At 67.0% G+C, this 20,781-nt stretch carries 24 protein-coding genes and 1 pseudogene; 13 read left to right on the forward strand and 12 right to left on the reverse strand.

From position 1 onward, the window contains the following. Positions 1–64: 64 nt before the first annotated feature. The 9 genes from ACPXB3_RS01330 to ACPXB3_RS01370 form a co-directional block, all read right to left on the reverse strand. Positions 65–844 (reverse strand): hypothetical protein, encoded by a 780-nt coding sequence (locus ACPXB3_RS01330; RefSeq protein ID WP_425726050.1) that lies wholly within the window; start codon positions 842–844, stop codon positions 65–67. Continuing rightward, positions 841–1,500, reverse strand: a complete 660-nt coding sequence (locus ACPXB3_RS01335; protein ID WP_425726052.1) for a hypothetical protein — start codon at positions 1,498–1,500, stop codon at positions 841–843. The genes ACPXB3_RS01330 and ACPXB3_RS01335 overlap by 4 nt, the downstream gene beginning before the upstream one ends. A gap of 2 nt (positions 1,501–1,502) precedes the next feature. Further along, positions 1,503–1,679, reverse strand: a complete 177-nt coding sequence (locus ACPXB3_RS01340; RefSeq protein WP_425726054.1) for a hypothetical protein — start codon at positions 1,677–1,679, stop codon at positions 1,503–1,505. Further along, positions 1,679–1,960 (reverse strand): hypothetical protein, encoded by a 282-nt coding sequence (locus tag ACPXB3_RS01345; protein WP_425726056.1) that lies wholly within the window; start codon positions 1,958–1,960, stop codon positions 1,679–1,681. Before ACPXB3_RS01345 ends, ACPXB3_RS01340 begins: the two co-directional genes overlap by 1 nt. A 52-nt stretch (positions 1,961–2,012) precedes the next feature. Further along, the gene (locus tag ACPXB3_RS01350) at positions 2,013–2,246 is read right to left on the reverse strand and encodes a hypothetical protein (protein ID WP_425726058.1); all 234 of its coding nucleotides are present in this window, start codon (positions 2,244–2,246) and stop codon (positions 2,013–2,015) included. Between the two features lie 281 nt (positions 2,247–2,527). Continuing rightward, a complete protein-coding gene (locus ACPXB3_RS01355; protein WP_425726060.1) occupies positions 2,528–3,019 on the reverse strand; it encodes a hypothetical protein in 492 nt (163 codons plus the stop codon). Then, a complete protein-coding gene (locus tag ACPXB3_RS01360) occupies positions 3,016–3,597 on the reverse strand; it encodes a recombinase family protein (protein ID WP_425726062.1) in 582 nt (193 codons plus the stop codon). The genes ACPXB3_RS01355 and ACPXB3_RS01360 overlap by 4 nt, the downstream gene beginning before the upstream one ends. Before the next feature lie 136 nt (positions 3,598–3,733). Further along, the gene (locus ACPXB3_RS01365) at positions 3,734–4,447 is read right to left on the reverse strand and encodes a hypothetical protein (RefSeq protein WP_425726064.1); all 714 of its coding nucleotides are present in this window, start codon (positions 4,445–4,447) and stop codon (positions 3,734–3,736) included. Continuing rightward, entirely contained in the window at positions 4,444–4,908 is a 465-nt protein-coding gene (locus ACPXB3_RS01370) for a hypothetical protein (RefSeq protein WP_425726066.1), read from the reverse strand. The genes ACPXB3_RS01365 and ACPXB3_RS01370 overlap by 4 nt, the downstream gene beginning before the upstream one ends. 931 nt (positions 4,909–5,839) lie before the next feature. Here ACPXB3_RS01370 and ACPXB3_RS01375 point away from each other — a divergent pair. From ACPXB3_RS01375 to ACPXB3_RS01385, 3 genes are all read left to right on the forward strand, one after another. Next, on the forward strand, positions 5,840–6,175 hold the full coding sequence (locus ACPXB3_RS01375; RefSeq protein WP_425726068.1) for a helix-turn-helix domain-containing protein: 336 nt from the start codon (positions 5,840–5,842) through the stop codon (positions 6,173–6,175). 92 nt (positions 6,176–6,267) lie between these two features. Further along, on the forward strand, positions 6,268–8,364 hold the full coding sequence (locus tag ACPXB3_RS01380; RefSeq protein ID WP_425726070.1) for an AAA family ATPase: 2,097 nt from the start codon (positions 6,268–6,270) through the stop codon (positions 8,362–8,364). Between the two features lie 161 nt (positions 8,365–8,525). After that, positions 8,526–8,816, forward strand: coding sequence for a DUF6011 domain-containing protein (locus ACPXB3_RS01385; protein ID WP_425726072.1), 291 nt, complete (start codon positions 8,526–8,528; stop codon positions 8,814–8,816). 112 nt (positions 8,817–8,928) lie between these two features. On the opposite strand, the gene ACPXB3_RS01390 is transcribed toward ACPXB3_RS01385, so the two are convergent. Then, positions 8,929–10,389, reverse strand: coding sequence for a recombinase family protein (locus ACPXB3_RS01390; RefSeq protein WP_425726074.1), 1,461 nt, complete (start codon positions 10,387–10,389; stop codon positions 8,929–8,931). A gap of 22 nt (positions 10,390–10,411) precedes the next feature. On the opposite strand from ACPXB3_RS01390, the pseudogene ACPXB3_RS01395 reads away from it, so the two are divergent. After that, positions 10,412–10,657 (forward strand): annotated as a pseudogene (locus ACPXB3_RS01395) (flavodoxin family protein); the annotation flags it as partial. Between the two features lie 168 nt (positions 10,658–10,825). Here ACPXB3_RS01395 and ACPXB3_RS01400 read toward each other — a convergent pair. Both ACPXB3_RS01400 and ACPXB3_RS01405 read right to left on the reverse strand, forming a co-directional pair. Further along, entirely contained in the window at positions 10,826–11,356 is a 531-nt protein-coding gene (locus ACPXB3_RS01400) for a helix-turn-helix domain-containing protein (protein ID WP_425703360.1), read from the reverse strand. Between the two features lie 72 nt (positions 11,357–11,428). Beyond that, positions 11,429–11,614 carry a hypothetical protein gene (locus tag ACPXB3_RS01405; protein WP_425726424.1) on the reverse strand — a complete coding sequence of 62 codons (186 nt, stop codon included), beginning with the start codon at positions 11,612–11,614 and terminating at the stop codon, positions 11,429–11,431. Between ACPXB3_RS01405 and ACPXB3_RS01410 the strand changes: the two genes are divergently transcribed. The 9 genes from ACPXB3_RS01410 (at position 11,609) to ACPXB3_RS01450 (ending at position 20,779) form a co-directional block, all read left to right on the forward strand. Continuing rightward, positions 11,609–12,490 (forward strand): thymidylate synthase, encoded by an 882-nt coding sequence (locus ACPXB3_RS01410; RefSeq protein WP_425726400.1) that lies wholly within the window; start codon positions 11,609–11,611, stop codon positions 12,488–12,490. The two genes, ACPXB3_RS01405 and ACPXB3_RS01410, sit on opposite strands and share 6 nt — an antisense overlap. 30 nt (positions 12,491–12,520) lie before the next feature. Next, positions 12,521–13,024 (forward strand): dihydrofolate reductase, encoded by a 504-nt coding sequence (locus ACPXB3_RS01415; RefSeq protein WP_425703362.1) that lies wholly within the window; start codon positions 12,521–12,523, stop codon positions 13,022–13,024. Then, complete coding sequence (locus ACPXB3_RS01420) at positions 13,021–14,256, forward strand: winged helix-turn-helix domain-containing protein (protein WP_425726076.1); 1,236 nt, start codon at positions 13,021–13,023, stop codon at positions 14,254–14,256. The genes ACPXB3_RS01415 and ACPXB3_RS01420 overlap by 4 nt, the downstream gene beginning before the upstream one ends. A gap of 106 nt (positions 14,257–14,362) precedes the next feature. Next, positions 14,363–15,127: an HAD-IIB family hydrolase gene (locus ACPXB3_RS01425; protein WP_425726078.1), complete on the forward strand. Its 765-nt coding sequence runs from the start codon at positions 14,363–14,365 to the stop codon at positions 15,125–15,127. Between the two features lie 211 nt (positions 15,128–15,338). Next, positions 15,339–16,091 (forward strand): FAD-dependent thymidylate synthase, encoded by a 753-nt coding sequence (thyX, locus tag ACPXB3_RS01430; protein WP_425726080.1) that lies wholly within the window; start codon positions 15,339–15,341, stop codon positions 16,089–16,091. Positions 16,092–16,196: 105 nt separating this feature from the next. Beyond that, complete coding sequence (gene dapA / locus ACPXB3_RS01435) at positions 16,197–17,102, forward strand: 4-hydroxy-tetrahydrodipicolinate synthase (protein WP_425703367.1); 906 nt, start codon at positions 16,197–16,199, stop codon at positions 17,100–17,102. Next, positions 17,102–19,102, forward strand: coding sequence for a ribonuclease J (locus tag ACPXB3_RS01440; protein WP_425703369.1), 2,001 nt, complete (start codon positions 17,102–17,104; stop codon positions 19,100–19,102). Before dapA ends, ACPXB3_RS01440 begins: the two co-directional genes overlap by 1 nt. A gap of 136 nt (positions 19,103–19,238) precedes the next feature. Continuing rightward, positions 19,239–20,087, forward strand: coding sequence for a tyrosine-protein phosphatase (locus ACPXB3_RS01445; protein ID WP_425703370.1), 849 nt, complete (start codon positions 19,239–19,241; stop codon positions 20,085–20,087). A 59-nt stretch (positions 20,088–20,146) separates the two neighbouring features. Further along, positions 20,147–20,779: a TIGR03085 family metal-binding protein gene (locus tag ACPXB3_RS01450; protein WP_425726082.1), complete on the forward strand. Its 633-nt coding sequence runs from the start codon at positions 20,147–20,149 to the stop codon at positions 20,777–20,779. The last annotated feature ends 2 nt before the right edge of the window (positions 20,780–20,781 follow it).

Here is a 20,781-nt window from a genome sequence, read left to right on the forward strand (position 1 = left end):
CAAGCCCAGACCGGCGTCGGTGTGGTGGCGAGGAGCCGACCTCATCGCCACGCGGGACAGTTGGTCAGGGGGTGAGGGTGGCCGCTGCCACCGCCTTCTCGTAGCCGAGGACCACCGAGCGTTCGGCGACGACCACGAACTGGTTGTAGCGCTCCTCGATCGTCTCGCGGACCTCGACGGTATTGCGCCACCCAAACGTCGGCGAGGTACCGACGATGGTCTGGTCCAGGCCCTCGACGTACCCACCGCCGAACACCCACGTGTGGCCCAAGGGCGACTTGAGTTGGCCGCCGTTTCGGATGATCAGGCCGTACCGGTCGGCCAGGGCAGCGAGACCGGCGCTGGCGTGGATCAGGCCGACCGTGTTGGTGACGGCGAACTGCGCCTCGATATGTCCCACAGCCGCAACAAGATCGGCGGCTGGCTCAGCGGTACCGGCGTCGGCGAGCAGGCGGGCGGCGAACTCGCGCTCGACGGCGACGGGCTCGATCAGACGAAGGTTCTGCGCCGCCCGTTCGCGGACTTCCTGCTGGGAGGGGACGGTGAGGTCGCACATGTCGAACGCCCACACCGTGTACGGGTCGAACGGGTCTGGCTGGCCGGGGCGCTCGCCGTCCTTGATCGAGTCGCCGGGGTCTCCGCACCACGGGGCGTCCCAGACGCCGAACGCGGATTCTCCGCCGTAATTGTGTGGGCGTACCCGCACGCCCGAGGCGAGCCATCGGGGCACGTCGGATGCCTGGGAGACGAAGGTGGTCACGGTGTAGAGCCCGTCCGGCGACTGGTTGACCAGCGGTGCGTCGAACTCAATGGGGTTGAGCGTCTGTGGAGTTGGGGTGGTCACTGGTGGGCCTTCATCTGGATTCCGAGGTCGGCGAGGGTGCGGCGGGCGGCTTCGGGGTCGTCACGCTCAGACTGGCTGGGCGCGTGTGGATTCTGGGAGCGGAACAGCATCGCTCGGTCGATGCGACGGTCGAGGTCTAGAACAGCGCGGTCGAGCAGGCGAAGTGCCTCGACGACCTGATCGCTGGCCGAGGGATTCGCTCGGCCCAGGAGATCCGCGAGCGAGCCGGACAGCGGTGCGGCCATGTCGGCGAGCATGTCGGGCCACGATCCATCGGCGAGGGCGGCTCGGGAGATCTCGGGGACTGGCTGCTTGGTGAGTGTCTTGAGCGCAGCGCGCGCACGGCTTCGGCTGGTGTAGTCGATACGAGAGATCTTGGCGTCGTTGAGGAGATCGGCGCAGATGACACACAGCTCCCGTACGGCCTCGCCGATCTCGTCGACGTCGGCGACAAGCCCAGCGGCGGTGAGCCGGTTGGCGACGGGCCGGATGACGCCGTGAATCTCGGCGGCGAGGTCAAAGTCGCGGCCATAGCTCACCGGTAGATGTCGGCGGCGACGCGCGCGCTTCTCGTCCTGCGAGAAGGTCTTGGCGGGCGGGTCGAAGAAGGCGCGCGGCTTCACTCCGTAGCCGGTGACGCCGGGGGTGATGGTCATGGTCAACTCCTCACGAGCTGTTCAGTAGGGCAGGGAAATTCGATGGGGGCGGTGGTCTTGGTCAGCGATCGACGGGCCGTGACGATCAGGGCCGTGACGGTGGCGGCGATGATGTCGAAGGCGGGTCCGGCGCCCCGGGCAGCCGCGAAGGTGGCGACAGCGCCGATCAACGGGGACATCACAGCACCACCGGCACGCGGCGTTCGCCGCGCTGGGCAGCGGCGGCTTCGGCGTCTCGGCAGAACCCGTCGCACAGGCCGATGTAGGGCACGCCGTTGATCTTCACGACGGAGATCTCGGATCGGTCGAACAGCGCGGTCACGGCCTCCTGCTTGGCCCAGAACGTGCCGTCGATCCGGCGCAGCACCGTCGACAGTCGGATCAGGTCGTCGGCGTCGGGGTCGAGTCGGTGGAGCTGGTCGAGGATCTGGCCCTCGATAGTCGTCTCGGTGGTAGTCATGGTCGGTCTCCTCAGATCTCGGATGGAGGGGTCGCGGGTGGATGCACGGGGTTCAGGTCATCGTTCCCACCGCCTCTTCCAGCAGATCCTCGGCGCGATCGGGGTCGAGGTACCCGGCGGCGACCTCGCGGTCGAGGGCGGCGCGCAGCCTGTACCACGACAGCGCAGCTCGGCACTCGTCGACGCGAGGGCCGGTGGTCTCACCTCGGGACGCGAGGACACCGAGCCGAGATCGCCACGCGGCCATAGTCCGTTCGCGGGGGTGGGTGATCGCCGTGGTGCTCATACTCAAGATGTAAGCAGCATGGGGTGCAAAGCCACTCGGGGCGAAAGTGCCGGCAATCGTCGAAGGCACGGAAACGGTATTGCCGGTGTTGTCGCGCGGGCGCGGAAAACTCTATTGCCGCTATTGCCGGGCACACCCGAGAGTCGGTGTCGAGGGTGCGGACATGACTCGACCGCCCGGCGGGCCGGTCGGAAGAGCTGGCTACGGGGACCCGCTTCCGACCGACCCGCGAGGCGGTCGATGTGACGATCATGCACCGCTGGGGTGCAGGGGCGGTCTGGTCAGACGGGTGTCTCGTTGAGGCACGCCCACGCAGCCTGCATCTCGTCGGTGATGTCGGTCCCGACCGAGCGGACCCAGCGCAGGGTCGGCTGCCGTCCGTTGACGTGAGCGACCAGGCGCGTCTGCTCGATCTCGGCGGCATCGACCTCGCGCGCCTCGATCAGGTTGAAGTCGAGGTCGAACACGAGAAACACGGCGGTGGTGAAGTCGGTCGAGCGGAACGCGCTGAACTTCGCTGCGGTGCCTGCGGTTCGCACGCCCATCGCCTTGACCTGGATGCGCTGACCGTCCGGCGCGGTGATGTCGTGGGACTTGGTGCTGTTGGGTTCCAGCACACCGCCGCGCGCCGCGTGGACCACCGCCTCGGCGACGTCGCCTAATGGCTTGTTGCTGGTGCGCACGAGGCCGCGTCGGCGTAGCTCGGCGATGATCGCGGCGTCGAGCTGGAGCAGATCTTGCACGCCCAGGGCTGTGAGGTCGACGGCGGTCACTGCGGTGCGCCGCTCACGAGACGCTGGCGTGTGTTGTAGACCGTCGCACGGCTCACCCCGTACTCGGCGGCCAGCGCAGTCGCCGACTCACCCTCGGCCAGCCGGTCGGCGACCTGGCGCGCCTGCGCGTCGGACAAGGCTGCCTTGCGGCCCTTGTACTTGCCCGCTGCCTTGGCCACGGCGATGCCCTCGCGCTGGCGTTCCAGGATCAGCGACCGCTCGAACTCGGCGACCGCGCCCATCACCGAGAGCATGAGCACCGAGCACGGGTCGGACTCGTCGCGGGTGAAGGTCATGCCCTCCTTCACGAACCGGACGCTCACGCCCCGATCGGTGAGGTCATCGACGATCCGGCGCAGGTCGACCAGTGAGCGGGCCAGCCGATCCATCGAGTGGACCACCAGCTCATCACCCTCGCGCAGGTACTCCAGGCACGCGGTGAGCTGGGGTCGGTTGGTGTCTTTGCCCGAGGCGTGGTCGGTGAACACCTTGTCGAACTCAAGCCCGTCCAGCTGACGGGCTGTGTTCTGCTCGGTGGTCGATACCCGCTGATAGCCGATGGTCTGACCCTTGCTCATGCTGCGCTCCTGAGTGTCTGACTAGGTTCTTAGATAAGAATAGACGACCGTCAAAGAACTGGCAGGCGACTCTAGGTAGACGCGCGACGTGGGTGCGGTCGCCGTCTCGATTGGCTACGCCCTAGTCAGACAACGGCTATCGCTGATCGTCGAGGCCGGGCACCGACGTCGAGATCTCGATGACCGGTCGGCGACTGCCGCCGATTGGACGTGCCAGCGGATTGACGCCGGGGCTGTAGTGCTGGCCGGGCGGGAGCTTGTACCGGCGCTGCGCCGTGGTGGTCTGTCCCACCTCGACGACCTCGGCGTCGATCACGTCGTCGTCGCCCTCAGTGGCCGCCTGCCGTGCCGGGGGTACGTCGGCCTGGGGCACAGCCTCCTGGCCCGTCAGCGGTGCACTGGGCGTCGGGGCGGGGTCGTCGGGCGCGTCCCACGGCTCCGGCTCATCGAGGGCATCCGGTCCGGCGATAGGCGGCAACGTCCGTGGCGGCGTTGGGGTGTCGTCCTCGACCCACTGCCCGCGCATCGTTCGCAGGGCGTCCTCCAGCTCGTGGGCGGGCAGCAGGCCCAACCGGATGCCCCTGCCCGTCACCGTCACCCACAGATCGTGGAACGGGTGTCCAGGGTCGGCCACGACATCACCGAAGAACTCGACGGCCTCGGCGGCGAACTCGACGCCGATGTCGTCGGCGGACGTCTCACCGGTCGCGATGGCGCGCGACGAGTCCAGGGACGTCTGTATGAGGGCGAGATCGTCGGCGTCGATGGGGCGCTCGGCGACGTCGGTGGCGACGTCGTAGGCCGAGTTGATCGCGGCTGCTCGGGCCGCCTCGGTGGACTTGGTGCTCATGGTTCGACGACCTCCGCGTCAATCGTGTTGGTGTTCAGGGCTTCGAGGGTCCGCCGCCGCGCCTCCTCGATGGCGTCACGGGGTGACGGGGTGACCGTGACGGCGACGGCGTGCTCGGTCTGGGCCGGGCGGTAGAGCCCGTTGAGGCGGCTCGACTCGGCGGTGAGTGAGCGCAGCTCCTTCGATAGCTTCACCACGGTGTCGGTATCGCCCTGGGTGTTGGCATCGACGAGCCGGGAGAACAACGTCGATTGGAGGATGCGCAGCGTCTCCGACGTCACCCCACGTTCTGCTTCGGGGTCTGGCTGGTGCTGGGCGAGGTAAGTCTTGACCGACATGTGCGCCGCCTGACGGGACCGGTAGCCGAGATCGTCGGCGATCCGCTGCCAGGTCGCACCCATCGCGCGCAGTTGTAGCGCTCGCTGTGCTCGCTCGCGCTGAGCGATCCGTGTCGTAGCCACGTCAAAAGTCTGTCAAAGGCGGGTGCAGTGACAATACTGGTCAATGTCGGCGTTGTGCGTTGCGGGCGTGGACGATTCATCTGGCACAGCTCCCCACAGCTACACCCTCGGGCACTCACCCATCCGCGTCGGCGAGAGCGGGGTCGGGACTACACAGCCACTCACTCCGATCGCCGTGAGTCTCGGGGAGCTGTGTTTCGTCGACCTTCTCATCGTCATCTTCACTCCATCCCGATCACCCGCCCTCCCGTCCCCGGCCCCTACTACGTAAGGGGGCCGGAAAGACCGGAAATAAGGGGAACTGTTCGACCGGGGAAACCGGAAACAACCGGAGAGACCGGAAACGCACAGTTCAGAGGCGAAAACGGTGAAACCGGAAACGACCGGGAAGACCGGACAGAGGCGGGCAGATTCCGGTCTCCGCGACAGGCGTTTCCGGTCGATACGAAACGCTCTGAACTGGGGTTTCCGGTGCCTGTCCGGTCTTCCCGGTCGATTCGACCGGAAACGACCGGAAACCCTCGGTGACCAGGGCGTTCTCACCTCTGCGGCTGCGACCACTGCTACCGCACCGAGATCGGCTGTCCCACAACGCCTATCGGTGTCGGTGTTGTCGACTCGCCAGACGTAACAAGGCTGCCCGTGACCCGCACGAGCGGATATAGTTGGTTCCAGTCGCACCAGCTACGACCTTCCAGTGATCATGCCGGTGCGCACGCCGAGAGTGGCGCTGAACCCGACCGAGACGGTTCGGCGCTGCTTCCCGACGTCCCGCTTGCCGCGCGGGTACGAACAGCTGTGGAGAGTTCGAGGGCCTACAGAGCCTCGTCAGTTCAATCTCTCCGCGTTGCTCGGCCCACCGCGCAGTGCTGACCTGAGGGTGAAGCTGGATCACCCGGCTCGGGGACCACTGCGAATTCCACGACGCACCATGGAGTTCGCAGTGTCTCAGACACCCAGCCCTCTTATTTCCGCGCCTCAGCTCGCCGAACACCTCGGCGTGGCTCCCGTGACCGTCCTTCGCCTCGTCCAGCGTGAGGGCCTGCCCGCACATCGTGTCGGCACCGGAACCGCCCGGCGCACTTATCGCTTCGACATCACCGAGGTGGACGCGTGGCTGCGTGCCCGCGACAGCGACGCACAGCCCATGCGAGACGCGGTGCCTCACGGCCCAGACGAGTTCGTCGCCGCGACGCTGGCCAAGTTCACCCCTGATGATCTTCGCCGCGCTGCCGAAGTTCTCCGCGCACTTGCCGACGCGCGATGAGCGCGCCGTCGATCGCACCAACTCGATCCGGAAATGAGAGCGCCCGCCCCCAGGCCGAGATCCCAGGGGCGGGCAGAGACGAGGCCGACGCTATGACCTACAGCACCGATGATACCAAGAACCCCAACAACATCGGGGACGACAGCGCGCCCGCCTGGGTGAGTGGCCCGCTATGGGCTTTCGAGAAGGACGCCCACGGCGACGACGTGATCCGCGAGTTCGTGTCTGACGACGCGTGGAACGCGCTGCGCAAGTTCGGCAGGCGCTACGACGTTCGGATCGACGGTGAGACCCTGTTCGAGGACCTGCACGCGGTGCCTATGGCGGTCGTGAACGACGACGGCGTGGAGGTCACTCGCGAGGGCGCAGCTGAGTTCGTCGAGGACTGCCTGTACGGCCTGCCCGACGCCGAGGAGGTCGGGGCCGAGTTGGAAGCTAAGCGCTCGCGGCTGCGCGCCGAGCGGTCGCAGAAGTTCCGCGACCAGCAGGCCGCCAAGACTGCCCTCGCTGGGCGCGGTGTATCCGCGTCGACTGAGTTCACACTGACCGAGGTCGAACGCGTCGGTGGCGATGCTGGGTATGTCCGTGCTGCGCAGACGATGATCACGAGGGCGAACACCGAAGCGTGGGCGTTGCGCCGACGCGACGACGAGCGCCTTCCCATCGTCACCGCCGCCGAACTGCTCAAGCTCGGCGCGCCGGTCGAGATTATCGACGAGATGACTCAGGTGACCGCCGCCGACAGGATCACCGCCGCAACCGATCTCGCGGTCGAGTACGACCGGTTCAGGGCGGCGGTGTCGCGGAAGTCGCGCGCGACCGGTACCGGAACGGATGCACTTGACGCGGGTCTGATGGGGCCGGATGAAATCGAGAACCAGCCACCGACCCGCTACCTGGTCGGTGAGATCGTCCCCGAGGCCAGCCTGGTTCACATCGTCGCCCCGCCGTCGTCGTTCAAGTCGTTCTTCGCCTTCGATATGACGTGCTCCCTGGCAATGGGGATTCCGTTCGGCAGGGAGCACGCCGTCCCCACTGAGGGTGTTCCGGTGCTCTACGTGGCCGCCGAGGATGCCCGTGGCTACCGCGACCGCCTGGCCGCCTGGCGCGCCCACAACAACGTCGACCGCGCGGCCATGCGCGCCCGCCTGCACATGCAGAGCCGTGCAGTCCAACTCGGCTCGGACGAGGACACCGCATGGCTCGCCGCCAAGGTGGCCGAGACCGGTGCGAAGTTCGTGGTGGTCGACACGCAGGCGCTCTCGACTGTCGGACTCGACGAGAACTCGGCGACCGACCAGGGCCAGGTGATCCGAGCGCTGCGCGCGATCGTGTCGAATACCGGTGCGACGGTTGCCGTGGTCCACCACGCCGCCGCCGGGAGTGACACTGGCCGTGGGTCGACGGCGTGGCATGGCGGGACCGACACCGTTCTCCGATTGAGACGCGAGAGCGAGTCCACCCCGCAGTTCACCGTGAAGACCACCAAGCAGAAGAACGACCGGCAAGGGCTCATCTACGACTTCGAGGTCGTCGAGGTTGAGGTGCCCGGTGACGACAACGGCAGGGTGTCGCTGTGCGTACGTGCCGTTGGGGCGCAGGAGGCGGCCAAGGTCAAGCAGCAGCAACTCACCGAGAAGGACATTGATGTGCTGACGCTCATCCGAGATCTCTGTGCGCGTGAAGGCGGCGGCCTGACCCAGACTCAGATCATCCGGACGGCGCACGCTCGTGGCCTCTACAAGAGCCCCACATCGTCACAGTGCGGCGACGTCGTGGCCAACCTGATGAATCGGGGCTACGTCGTCGACAAGGCCCGCCGGGGAGCCAACAGCAAGAAGATCATGCTCGCCGACAAGACCCCGACCGGCGGGTGGCCTGAGGGCTTCGACCCGACGCCGGGATTGCTGGCCGGAAGGGACCCGGTGCTCGACCCCGAGCGGGAGGAGCACGAGATGGCAGTCCGGCGCGTCCTGGACATTCTCGCGCGCCAGATGGACCGGGGCGGTGTCAACGATCAGACCACCAAGCAGACGTTCACCGACAACTTTGCCGCCACCGAGCACGACCAGATCATCGCCACTGCATGGGAGCGGTGGAAGAAGGACCGCCCCGGAATGGCCGACATCGCAACGCTCTACGTCGAAGCTGATGACAGCAACGAGACCGATCGGGGTGATGCATCGTGATCGGCAACCCCTATCCGTTCGGACGGCCATCTGAAGGTGTCGTGCGGCGCGACGAGGCCCGGCGCGCAGAAGCTCGACGGTCGTCGCGGTCCCCACGGCGACGACCAGCGAGGGGTTCCGGGGACACGTTGGGCGTCTACAGGATTGAGGGGTACTGGCAGGTGGGTCGGCTCATCTACAAGGTCCAGGTCGCCGTCCACGGGTCGGGACGCCCCTACGCGAAGCGCTTCAACGCCCGCACTTTCGAGTGGGAGTACGTCGGCACTGACCCGCTCGGGGCGATTCGTGCTCGCGGCGAGCGGCTGACTGTGGAGCGAGTGGCCGCGCTGGGCAGGGTCTACGGGCGCTGCGTGCTGTGCGGGGCAACCCTGACCAACGAGGAGAGCATCGAGGTGGGCATCGGGCCAGTCTGCGCGACCAAGCTCACCGAACACGTCCGCCGTTCCACCTGACCCGTCCGCTTCGGCGTGGAGCGCCCCGCTCGCAGACGATCTCGCACAGTTGGCCCCCGAGTGTCGGGGTAGGTGCGGACGTCCGTTAGCGGGGCGCTCTGGCGTTCTGGTCCTATCCCGCGTCGCTGGGTCGGCGTGGGGTGATGGTGATGGCGTCCGAAGGCTTGTGCCAGCGGCCACGGCCTACGCGGTCGATGGTGATGGTCATGGTCGACCGGATGAACTCGCGGCGAGCGATCAGGGGTAGCTCGCCCCACAGCGCCATCGGGTCGGGAGCCGTGGCGAGATCTCGCACCACGGGGTCGGTGAACACCGGGGCCGAGGCGGCCTCCAGGTCGGCGATCTGTGCCTCCAGGCGGGTCGCTACTCGCGCCCCGGTGCTCGGCGGCATGCGGCCCTCGGCGATCTCGTTCTCGACGTCCTCCAGACGCTGGCGCAGCTCGGCCAGCCGTGCCGGGGCGGTGGGGTCGGACGCTGGGACCTCGGCCAGCGCCGCCAGCGACTCGGGCGTGGTCAGGATGCCCTCGACGACCCCCAGGATCACGCCGTCCGTCGCCTGCATATTCCGCCCGACGCAGTGCGACTTGCACTGGTAGACCTCGTAGTTGCCGCCGTCTTTTCGGCGTCCGCCGCGCGCCTTCCAGACGTACTCGCCGCACACCGCGCACCGCGCGATACCGGTCAGAAGATGCTTCACCGGCACACCGCGCGGGCCGGTCTTGCGCCCGGCGAACAACGCCACCAGATCATGGTGCTGTTCGTCGGTGAGAACCGGCTCCCAGGTGCCCTTGCTGTGGATCTCCTGCGGGCCGCGCTTGCCATCGACCTTCGCGCTGACGGTCCGGTACCCGGCGTAGGTCGGGTTCACCATGATCCGGCGCAGCTTCGCCGAGTCCCAGCCGAGCGGGTCCTGAGTCTCGATCCACCGCACCACCGAGCCGAAGCTGTGCCCATCGAGCACGCGCCGCGCTGCCTCGGCGACCAGGGGAGCGCGCGACGGGTCGGGGACGCGGCCCGTCGACTTGCCGGTGTCGGGGTCGCGAACGATCTTGTAGCCGTAGGGGACTCGCCCGTGGGGCTTGCCCTGGGCCAGGTTCTCGCGGTGGGCGCGCTTGATCCGCTTGCGGATGTCCTCGGCCTCGCGCTCAGCCAGCAACGCGTCGAGCCCGGTGGTGAACCGGTCGTCGCCGTCTTCGAGATCGAACAGCCGTCCGCTGTAGGACAACATCACCTGACGGTCGGTGCAGAGGCGGCGCAGATCGACGTAGTGGTCCATCGACCGGCCAGCGCGCGACGGCTCCCAGACCACCAGCACGTCGCCGGGGCGCAGCACCTCGCTCAACCGGGCGTACTGCGGGCGGTCCTTGGTAGCGAAGCGAGTAGCCGACCGATCGTTGTCGGTCAGCACCTCGGCTACCGGCCACCCATTGCGCTCGCACACCGCTCTGCATTCGGCCTCCTGCTCGGCGACCGAGCGCCCACCGGCGAGGTCGCGCGAGACGCGCGTGTAGATCACTGCGCGGCTCGGCGCGCGTCGGGACTCGGTGTAGGTGCTGGTCAGCGCGGTGCTCATAGTAAGAGAGTTTACGACAAATAAACATGCGTTCGACGTCTGCTATTACCCGATTCTCGATTCGACGAAGGGCCGTCCGTTCGGGCTCTACCTGCACGGCAACGAGGGGACCGAGGGCGCCGAGAACGCCGTCGACCGGATCACGGCGGGGCTGGGCTGGGAGAAGGCCGCCGAGTACGTGGTGGTCTCCGGTGCACCTACCAAGGACGACCGCGAAGCGTGTTGGGAGTTGGGCGCAACGCTCGCCGCGCAGTTGATGGAGGAGTGAACCATGGAGCTGTGTTCAGCTTCCTGACTCGAAGTAGGGCGTGATCTCTCGGACGAAACCCTTTGAACCAGAGGAAGTACGCCCGTTGCTCGGCGAATGTGAGAAGCAGATCGACTTTGTGGATCGGCACCAGAACACATGCGTCGAGGACCACGCGAAACCCGGCCACTACTCCGTGCGTTCCTCGGCGATCTCGCGGCGAGCGGTGCGTATGGCGTCGTGGTAGTACTCGGCGGGCACGTCGTACAGACCGCTCTCCTCGGCGTCGTCCACGAGAGCTTGCAGCGCTTTACGCCGCTCGGCGGTGCGCTGCGACCGGTAGTCGAGCAAGTCGCCCAGCTCCACGCGCCGGTGACGGCTGCCCTCGACGGTTTCGAAGGGGATTTTGCCGCTCTCCAGGAGTTTGATGAGCGTGGGGCGGCTGATGCCGAGGTAGTCAGCGGCTTCCTGCGTCGAGAGCTTCTGATCGACCGGAGCGACAACGACTGCGCGGTGAGCGCGCATTGCTTCCACGATCTGCGCCAGCGTGCTGTAGACCTCTGGCGGGAGGGGGATTTGCTCCCCGTCGGGACCGAGGAGCGCGGCGGGCTCATCGTGATGGTCGAGGAACTTCGACAGGTCCATGAGGGTGTCGAGGTCGGTGGCATCTGTCGGTGGGAAGAACGTTCCTTTTCTGCGGGGTGCGGTGGCTGCGCTCATGTAGCCAGTCTGCCGACTAATCGAAATAAACGCAATGCCATCGGTGGGCTGTGGATAGTCCACGGCTCTCCGTCACTTGTGCCGACCGGGCTCACCTCGGAAGTACCCCGGCGTGGTGCTGCTTCTGATCGGTGCGAGCGCGTGATTCTCGGTCGGCTCGTCGGCGTCGAGCGGGACGTGCAGCGCGATGTCGATGTCGTCCCGGGTGGCAGTGAGGCTGACGTACAGCGTGTCCGCGAGGTGGCGTCCGGGATGCACGGCCGGCAACGCTCTACACTGGCTCGCGTGAGCACGGCCCCCGATCCCGCCTCCGCCACCGGTGCGACGAGTACGCAATCGGTCCCCACCCCGTACGAGGATCTACTCGAGTTGGTGCTGACGACGGGAGTGCCCAAGGCCGACCGTACCGGCACCGGGACCCGCAGCCTGTTCGGGCATCAACTCCGCTACGACCTCGCGCAGGGTTTCCCGCTCATCACCACCAAGAAGGTCCACCTGAAATCGATCATCTACGAATTGCTGTGGTTTCTGCGCGGCGACTCCAATGTGCGGTGGTTACAAGAGCGTGGTGTGAGCATCTGGGACGAGTGGGCCGACCAGAACGGTGACCTCGGGCCCGTCTACGGCGTGCAGTGGCGCAGCTGGCCGACGCCGTCCGGGGAGCACATCGACCAGATCTCGGCCGCGCTGGAATTGCTCAGGTCCGATCCCGACTCGCGCCGCAACATCGTCTCGGCGTGGAATGTCAGCGAGATACCGCAGATGGCGCTGCCGCCCTGCCACGCGTTCTTCCAGTTCTATGTCGCCGACGGTAAACTCTCCTGCCAGCTGTATCAGCGCAGTGCCGACCTCTTCCTCGGGGTGCCCTTCAACGTCGCCTCCTACGCGTTGTTGACCCACATGATGGCCCAGCAGGCCGGGCTCGAGGTCGGGGAGTTCGTCTGGACCGGTGGCGACTGCCACATCTACGACAACCACGTCGAACAGGTACGGCGCCAACTGTCTCGCGACGCCTACCCTTATCCGAAACTCGTACTGCGCAAGGCGAATTCGATCGTCGACTACGATTTCGACGACATCGCCGTGGTCGGCTACCAATCGCATCCGGGAATCAAGGCCCCGGTCGCGGTCTGAGTGTCGTTCCCGCCCGCTAACCTGGACTCCATGAGCGGCATCACACTCATCTGGGCGCAGGATCGGGTCGGGGCGATCGGCCGCGACAACACCATTCCTTGGCGGGTGCCCGAGGATATGGCGCACTTCCGTGAGGTCACCGGCGGCAACGTGGTCGTGATGGGCCGAAAGACGTGGGAGTCGCTGCCGCCGCGATTCCGGCCGCTGCCCGGCCGTCGCAACATCGTGGTGACCCGATCGGCCGCCTATCGGTCCGAGGGTGCAGAGATCGTACATACCGTGTCCGAGGCGCTCGCGCTCGCTGGTGCCGAGGCGGTGGTGATCGGTGGGAGCGAGATCTATTCGGCCGCGATCGATCAGGCCACGCATCTGCGCGTCACCGAGATCGACATACTCGTCACCGGAGCCGATGCATTCGCGCCGGCTGTCGACGAAACCGCCTGGGACAGCAGGTCCGAAACCGAGTGGCTGCGTTCGAGTACCGGGACCCTCTACCGCTTCGTCGACTACATCCGCCGCGTGTCGCACCGGTGACGGCCGATCTCGGGTCGACACAGGTCAGGCGGATCGCGCTGGCCGCGCAGGGTTTCGCCGACCGCCGGCCCACCGGAGCGGTCACGATGCGGTTGGTCGACCGAGTCATCGACCGCACCAAGCTCTTTCAGATGGACTCGGTCAACATCGCGGTTCGCGCGCACTACCTGCCGTTGTTCAGCCGACTCGGGCCCTACGACCGCAGTCTGCTCGACCGGGCCGCGTGGCGACCGGGACGCGGCGGGCGGACACTCACCGAATATTGGGCGCACGAGGCGGCACTCATTCCCGTGGCGGACTGGCCGCTCTTCGGATTCCGGATGGCGGAGTATCGCGACGGGCGCTACCGGCACACGCGAGACACGATGCGCCGCAACCGAGAACTCGCCGCAGACGTCCGGGCGGTGATCGCCGACACCGGCCCGGCCACGCCGCGCCGCATCGAGGAACGCCTCGGCATCGAGCGCTCGCCGCGGGCGTCGGGTGGCTGGTGGAACCGTGGCGAGGTCAAGCATCTCTGCGAGGCGATGTTCGCCTCCGGTGAGTTCGCCGCGACGCGCGACGACGCGTTCGGCCGCCACTACGACTTGGCCGAACGGGTGGTCGGAGCCGATCTGGCGGCGGTGCACATCGACCGGATCGAAGCGCATCGTGAACTGGTCGCACGTGCCGCGGCGGCGCTCGGCGTGGCCACCGTCGCCGATCTCGCCGACTACTACCGGCTCAAGGCGGCCGATGTTCGCCCGGCCGTGACGGAGCTCGTGGAAGCCGGTGTGCTCGAGCCGGTTTCGGTATCGGGATGGCGAGCCGGTGCATACCTGCATACCGGTGCGACCGTACCGGTCCGGGCATCGCGCGCCGGGTCGGACCGCGGTGCGATCCTCTCGCCGTTCGACCCGCTGGTCTTCTTCCGGCCCCGCGCCGAACGTGTCTTCGGGTTTCACTACCGCATCGAGATCTACGTACCCGAACACAAACGGGTACACGGCTATTACGTGCACCCGTACCTGCTCGGCGACGATATCGTCGCGCGGGTCGACCTCAAGGCCGACCGGCAGCGCGGGGTCTTGCGGGTGCCGGGCGCGTTCGCCGAACCGGGGCAGGACGCGGCGGCGGTCGCAGCGCCGCTCGCGCGGGACCTGGCGACGTTCACGTCCTGGCTCGGCATGGCCGCGATCGAGGTCGGTGGCCGCGGTGATCTGGCACCGACGCTGCGTCGTCTGATCGGCTGAGGGGCACGTGCGACGCCGCGGAGTCGGTATCGCAGCGCCGCGATCGCAATGACATGCTTGTGCACCGACCACACGCATCCGTTCACGAGACAGGTGAGACACGACCATGACGGTGACCTTCGGCGATCGCGACTATTCGCTGGTGATGTTCGACCTCGACGACACGTTGGCACCGTCGAAGAGCCCGCTCGACGACGCGATGGTCGACGTGCTGCGCCGGCTGCTGCAACGCTCGCTGGTCGCGATCATCTCGGGCGGACGATACGAGCAGTTCCGTACGCAGGTCCTCGAGCGCATCGGGGGCATCGACGAGGTCGCGAACCTGCACCTGATGCCGACGTGTGGCACCCAGTACGTGCGATACACCGACGGGCGATGGGAGACCGTATACGCCGAGGACCTCACCGACGACCAGAAACATCGCACCCTCACCACGCTGGAGACCGGGGCCAACGAGCTCGGACTCTGGGAGACGCAGACGTGGGGCCCGATCCTCGAGGACCGCGGCAGCCAGATCACCTATTCCGCTCTCGGCCAGTCCGCCCCGGTGGACGCCAAGAAGTCGTGGGACCCCGACGGCGCCAAAAAGGAGGCGCTGCGCGCATATGCGGCGCAGCGGCTGCCCGACCTCGAGGTGCGCAGCGGTGGGTCGACGTCGGTGGACGTGACCCGCAAGGGCATCGACAAGGCTTATGGCGCGGGCAAACTGATGGAGATCCTGGATCTGGGCATCGACGACATCCTGTTCTTCGGCGACCGGCTCGACGAGGGCGGCAACGATCGCCCCGTCCAGGATCTCGGGATCACCTCGGTGGCGGTCGGCGATTGGCGCGACACCCTCGGCCGGCTCTCGGTGATCCTCGGCGACTGAGCCATTGCCGGCGGGTACCGGGTGCCGGCACCCGGTCGTGTGCGCCGGACGGTGCCGGTGGGACAATCGGTGACTGCGCTCGGCGAATCCCTGGGCCGAGTGACCGACATGTCGATGTGCCGGTCATCGATGTACGCGGAGTCGATGTACGCGGAGTCGATGTACGCGGAGTCGATGTACACGGTGTCGATGTACATGGAGAGGAGGCGGCGTGTCCGAGATGGTGCCGTTGCGGGTGCAGATGGTGGCCGCCACCGAATTCATCGCGCCGCCGGACGCGTCGTGGGCCACCGATGCCGACGGGGGAGAAGCTCTCGTCGAATTCGCCGGTCGCGCCTGCTATCAGAGCTGGGACAAGCCCAATCCGCGCACCGCCACCAATGCCGGATATCTACGACACATCCTCGAAGTGGGACATCTGTCGCTACTCGAGCATGCGACGGTGACGTTCTACATCACCGGCATCTCGCGCTCGTGCACCCACGAACTGATCCGGCACCGGCATTTCTCGTACTCCCAACTGTCGCAGCGCTTCGTCCCCGAACACGACTCGAATGTGGTGCCGCCACCGGCGATCCGCGGGGACACCGAACTCGAGCGGCTCTTCACCGAGGCGACCGACGCGGGCCGCGCCGCCTACTCCGAACTGCTGGCTGCCCTCGAGGCCAAATTCGCCGATGTCCCGAACGCGATCCTGCGACGCAAACAGGCGCGGCAGGCGGCGCGCTCGGTGTTGCCCAACGCCACCGAGACGAAGATCGTCGTCACCGGAAACTATCGGGCCTGGCGTCATTTCGTCGGCATGCGCGCGACCGAACATGCCGACGTCGAGATCCGTCAGCTCGCCGTCGAATGCCTGCGGCAGTTGATGAATGTGGCACCGACGGTGTTCGGGGACTTCGAGATCGGCACCCTGTCCGACGGCACCGAGGTGGCCACCTCTCCGTTCGTCCTCGAGGGCTGATCAGGCGAGTGGAAGCGGGTGGCACACGCCACCCGCGGCAATGCCGATCACGACACGCAGTGCCCGTTCGCCCCGGCGACGCGTGCAACGGTAATCTTGACCACCATGAGCGCAACCGATTCGCAGCCGCAGGCGCATCCTTTCGGGATCAACGCTGTGGCGATGGTGACACCTTTCCGCCCCGACGGTTCGCTCGATCTGGGCAAGGCTGCCGAACTGGCCGACCATCTGGTCGGTAAAGGCTGTGACGGTCTGGTGGTCAGCGGCACGACGGGTGAGTCGCCGACGACCACCGTCACCGAGAAACTCGACCTGCTCCGCGTAGTCCTCGACGCCGTCGGCGACCGCGCCCGTATCACCCAGGGTGCGGGCAGCTATGACACCGCCGAGAGCATCCGTTTCGCGCGGGCGGCACAGGAGACCGGCGCGCACGGGTTGCTCGTGGTGACGCCGTACTACTCGAAACCGCCGCAGGCGGGCCTGCTCGCGCATTTCCGCGCGGTCGCCGACGCCACCACGCTGCCGGTGCTGATCTACGATATTCCGCCACGATCAGTGGTTCCGGTGGCCAACGAGACGATGCTCGCCCTCGCCGAGCATCCCCGCATCAAAGGCGTCAAGGACGCCAAAGGAGATCTGCACTCGGCATCGGGGCTGATCGCCTCCACCGACCTCGAGTACCTCTCCGGGGAGGACGCGCTGAACCTGCCGTGGCTCTCGATCGGTGCCAGCGGTTTCGTCAGCGTGATCGGACATCTCGTCGCGGATCGGCTGCGGGAGATGCAGATCGCCGTCGAGAAGGGCGACATGCAGACCGCTCGCTCGATCAACACCACCATGCTCCCGTTGGTCAACGCCATGGGCCGCCTCGGTGGCGTCACCATGGTGAAGGCGTCGCTGCGTATCCTCGGATTCGACGTCGGTGATCCACGACTTCCACAAGTACCCGCCGACGGCCCCCAGATCGAAGCGCTCATCGCCGATCTGCACACGGCAGGAGTGTTGAGCTGATGACCCGCCCACCGCGTCGCCGTAGCGCCCGCCGTCAGTCCGGTCCGCCGGCACCCGCCCCGGAGCCGCAGGCATCGTCGACGTCACGTCCCGACACGCAGATCGAGCCGCCGAAAGCGGCCCAACCGCCTGCCGCAGCTCAACCGCCGGCGGCGGCGCGTGATTCGGCCACCGGGGGATCGCCATCCGGAGCGAATTCGGTACGCGCCGAACCGGCGCCCCCGCGCCGCGGCGGACGTCACGAACGCCGCGACAACAACCGGGGCGGGCGCGGCGGCGGTGGCCGGGAGCGTGGCGGTGCGCCGCAGGCGGCCCCGGTCGATCGGCTGGGTACGCCGCGGCGTCTGCGCAAGGGCACGTTGCGGGTGGTCGCGCTCGGTGGCATCGGCGAGATCGGCCGGAACATGACGGTGTTCGAATACGATGGCCGACTGCTGATCGTCGACTGCGGCGTGCTGTTCCCCGAGGATGCCCAGCCGGGTGTCGACCTCATCCTGCCGGACTTTCGCTACATCGAGGACCGGATGGACGACGTCGAGGCCGTCGTCCTCACGCACGGTCATGAGGATCACATCGGCGCGTTGCCGTTCCTGCTGCGGCTGCGCCCCGACATCCCCGTCGTCGGGTCCAAGTTCACTCTGGCGCTGGTGCAGGCGAAGTGCCGGGAACACCGACTGCGGCCCAAGCTGGTGGAGGTTCGGGAGGGCGAACGCACCCAGCATGGACCGTTCGACTGTGAATTCTTCGCGGTCAATCACTCCATCCCGGACGCGCTCGCCGTCGCCATCCGCACACCGGCAGGGGTGGTTCTGCACACCGGCGACATCAAACTCGACCAGCTTCCGCTCGACGGCCGCCTCACCGATCTCGCCGGTTTCAGCCGACTCGGCGACGAGGGCGTCGATCTGTTCCTCGTCGACTCCACGAACGCCGAGGTGCCGGGCTTCGTGACCCCGGAACGTCAGATCGGCGGCGTACTCGACCAGGTGATCGGCAAGGCCCGCGGCCGTGTCATCGTGGCGTCCTTCGCCAGCCATGTCCACCGCATCCAGCAGATCATCGACGTGGCGCATACGCACAACCGCCGGATCACGTTTGTCGGGCGGTCGATGGTCCGCAACATGCAGATCGCCCAGGAACTCGGCTACCTGCACGTGCCCGACGGTGTCGAGGTGGACATGGACACCGCCGCGACCCTGCCCGACCACCGGGTCGTACTCATCTCCACCGGTTCTCAGGGCGAGCCGCTCTCGGCGCTCTCGCGGATGGCGCGCGGCGAACACCGGCAGATCAACATCCGCGCAGCCGATCTCATCGTGCTCGCATCCTCACTCATCCCCGGCAACGAGAACTCGGTTTTCGCCGTCGTCAACGGACTGTCGAAACTGGGGGCGACCGTCATCACACAGCAGAGCGCGAAAGTACACGTGTCCGGGCACGCATCGGCCGGCGAACTGCTCTACCTGTACAACGCGGTCCGCCCGAGCAACGCGATGCCGGTACACGGGGAATGGCGGCACCTGCGCGCCAATGCGGCGTTGGCCGAGGCGACCGGGGTCAAGCCGGACCGGATCATGCTGGCCGAGGACGGGGTCGTCGTCGATCTGCTCGACGGGCAGGCGGAGATCGTCGGTCGGGTACCTGTCGGCCATGTGTATGTCGACGGGCTGTCGGTCGGCGATGTCGGCGAGTCGACCCTCTCGGAGCGCTTGGTGCTCGGAGAAGGTGGATTCATCGCGATCACCGTGGTGATCAACGCCACGACCGGTCGTGCGGTGAGTACGCCGGAGGTCTCCGGGCACGGCTTCTCCGACGATCCGGACGCACTCAAGGCCGCCGCCGACCTCGTCGATCAGGCACTCGACGCCCTCGCCGCCGAAGGCGTCACCGACACCCATCGGATCGCACAGGCCATCCGGCGGACCGTCGGGCGCTGGGTCGCCGACGCCTACCGACGGCGACCGATGATCGTGCCGACGGTGCTCGCGGTCGGTGATTGACGAACGTCGACACGACGGATGAATCGTTGATGAACACAACGGCCATCCGGGTCGGCGTGTGGGCCGACAGCGAAAGCGATTGTTAGAGTGCCGTAAGGCTTGCCAGCCCATGATCCCATCTCTCCAGGAGTCGTCGATGCGCTCACTCCGGTCCGCAGACCGCCGTTCTTTCCCCTTCCGGACCTCCGTCGCGGCGGTGCTCGCCTGTGCGACGATCGCGGTCCCGGTCACAGCGACGACGATGGGTGAGGGCCTGGCGCATGCAGCGCCGGCGAGTGTGACGGGTGGACAGGTCGTGGTCCCGGTCCCGGCGGCGATCAGCATCCCCGACGTCGAGAACGTGCGCACCTTCGCCAACTACCGGACCGTCGACGGCCACGCGATCACCGATCGGGTCATCCGCAGCGCGAATCTGTCGACGCTCACCCCGGTCGGCGTCGCCAATCTGCAGAAGCGTCACCTCGCCTCGATCATCGATCTGCGGACGACGATCGAGGATCAGTTGCAGGCAGACAAGCCCGTGCCGGGCGCCACCGTGCATCACTTCGACGTGTTCCGGGCGTCGCCGCCGGCCGATCTGATCAATCTGACCGAGGGGTACCGGCAGTTCGTGAGCAATCCCGTTGCCCGCCAGGCGTTCGGGGACTCGCTACGCAACATCTCCCAGACCGTTGCCGACGGCGGGGCCGTGTTGTTCCATTGCAGCGCAGGCAAGGACCGCACCGGCTGGCTCGCGGTCACGCTGCTGACGGTGCTCGGCGTCCGCCACGACGTGGTGGTCGATGACTACCTGGCCAGCAACACCTTCCGGCACGCCTCGCCGAACGATCCGATCGACGGCGTGAACATCGGTTACCTCAACAGTGCCTTCGACCAGGTGCACAAGGACTACGGCACCTTCGACAGCTATGTACACAAGGGCCTCGGACTCACCGACGCCGACGTCGCCGGTCTCAAGCACGCGTTGTTGCTCCCGGCGAACTGATCGCCGGAGATGTCGGCCGGGCACCACCGGTGTCCGGCGACTTCGCCTAGGCTGACACGGTGACTCTCGCGCAAGCAGAACGAGCGGCCCTGGTCGAGACTCTCCGGGGCACCGGTCCCGACGCCCCGACACTGTGTGATGGATGGACGACCCGCGACCTGCTCGCGCATCTGATCGTTCGGGAGCGACGCCTCGATGCAGCGCCGGGAATCATGGTCAAGCCGCTGTCCGGGTACACCGAGCGGGTCCGGGCCGGCGTGGCCGAACGCGACTTCGACGCGCTGTTGACGCAGCTGGCATCGGGTCCGCCCATCTATTCGCCGTTCTTCCTCATCGACCGCGTCGCCAACCTCGCCGAGATGTTCGTTCACCATGAGGACGTGTTGCGCGGGGCCGTGCAGGCCGACAGCGACTGGACGCCACGGACCCTGTCGCCCGAACTCGAGAAGGGGCTCGTCACTCCGGTGAAGTCGGTGGGCAAGATGACGCTGCGTTCGTCACCGGCAACGGTCGTCCTGCGCACGCCCGACGGCACCGAGTTGACCAGTGGGGGACATGGGCCCCGGGTCACCGTCACCGGCCCGGTCGGTGAGTTGCTGCTCTTCGCGTTCGGGCGGGCGCCGGTCACCGTCGCATTCGACGGCGATGCCGAGGCGGTCGCATCGGTGCGATCGGCGCCGCGGGGATTCTGACG

Origin of the sequence: Gordonia sp. DT219, assembly GCF_049847065.1 — a bacterium.
Taxonomy (GTDB): Bacteria; Actinomycetota; Actinomycetes; order Mycobacteriales; family Mycobacteriaceae; genus Gordonia.

Bases quoted from the DNA above. Each gene is read 5' to 3' on its own strand.
- ACPXB3_RS01425 (WP_425726078.1), top strand. From the start codon at position 14,363: ATGACGGTGACCTTCGGCGATCGCGACTATTCGCTGGTGATGTTCGAC.
- dapA (WP_425703367.1), top strand. From the start codon at position 16,197: ATGAGCGCAACCGATTCGCAGCCGCAGGCGCATCCTTTCGGGATCAAC.
- ACPXB3_RS01440 (WP_425703369.1), top strand. From the start codon at position 17,102: ATGACCCGCCCACCGCGTCGCCGTAGCGCCCGCCGTCAGTCCGGTCCG.
- ACPXB3_RS01335 (WP_425726052.1), bottom strand. From the start codon at position 1,500: ATGACCATCACCCCCGGCGTCACCGGCTACGGAGTGAAGCCGCGCGCC.
- ACPXB3_RS01380 (WP_425726070.1), top strand. From the start codon at position 6,268: ATGACCTACAGCACCGATGATACCAAGAACCCCAACAACATCGGGGAC.
- ACPXB3_RS01400 (WP_425703360.1), bottom strand. From the start codon at position 11,356: ATGAGCGCAGCCACCGCACCCCGCAGAAAAGGAACGTTCTTCCCACCG.
- ACPXB3_RS01445 (WP_425703370.1), top strand. From the start codon at position 19,239: ATGCGCTCACTCCGGTCCGCAGACCGCCGTTCTTTCCCCTTCCGGACC.
- ACPXB3_RS01345 (WP_425726056.1), bottom strand. From the start codon at position 1,960: ATGACTACCACCGAGACGACTATCGAGGGCCAGATCCTCGACCAGCTC.
- ACPXB3_RS01415 (WP_425703362.1), top strand. From the start codon at position 12,521: ATGAGCGGCATCACACTCATCTGGGCGCAGGATCGGGTCGGGGCGATC.
- ACPXB3_RS01375 (WP_425726068.1), top strand. From the start codon at position 5,840: ATGGAGTTCGCAGTGTCTCAGACACCCAGCCCTCTTATTTCCGCGCCT.
- ACPXB3_RS01360 (WP_425726062.1), bottom strand. From the start codon at position 3,597: ATGAGCAAGGGTCAGACCATCGGCTATCAGCGGGTATCGACCACCGAG.
- ACPXB3_RS01365 (WP_425726064.1), bottom strand. From the start codon at position 4,447: ATGAGCACCAAGTCCACCGAGGCGGCCCGAGCAGCCGCGATCAACTCG.
- ACPXB3_RS01350 (WP_425726058.1), bottom strand. From the start codon at position 2,246: ATGAGCACCACGGCGATCACCCACCCCCGCGAACGGACTATGGCCGCG.
- ACPXB3_RS01390 (WP_425726074.1), bottom strand. From the start codon at position 10,389: ATGAGCACCGCGCTGACCAGCACCTACACCGAGTCCCGACGCGCGCCG.
- ACPXB3_RS01340 (WP_425726054.1), bottom strand. From the start codon at position 1,679: ATGTCCCCGTTGATCGGCGCTGTCGCCACCTTCGCGGCTGCCCGGGGC.
- ACPXB3_RS01410 (WP_425726400.1), top strand. From the start codon at position 11,609: ATGCACGGCCGGCAACGCTCTACACTGGCTCGCGTGAGCACGGCCCCC.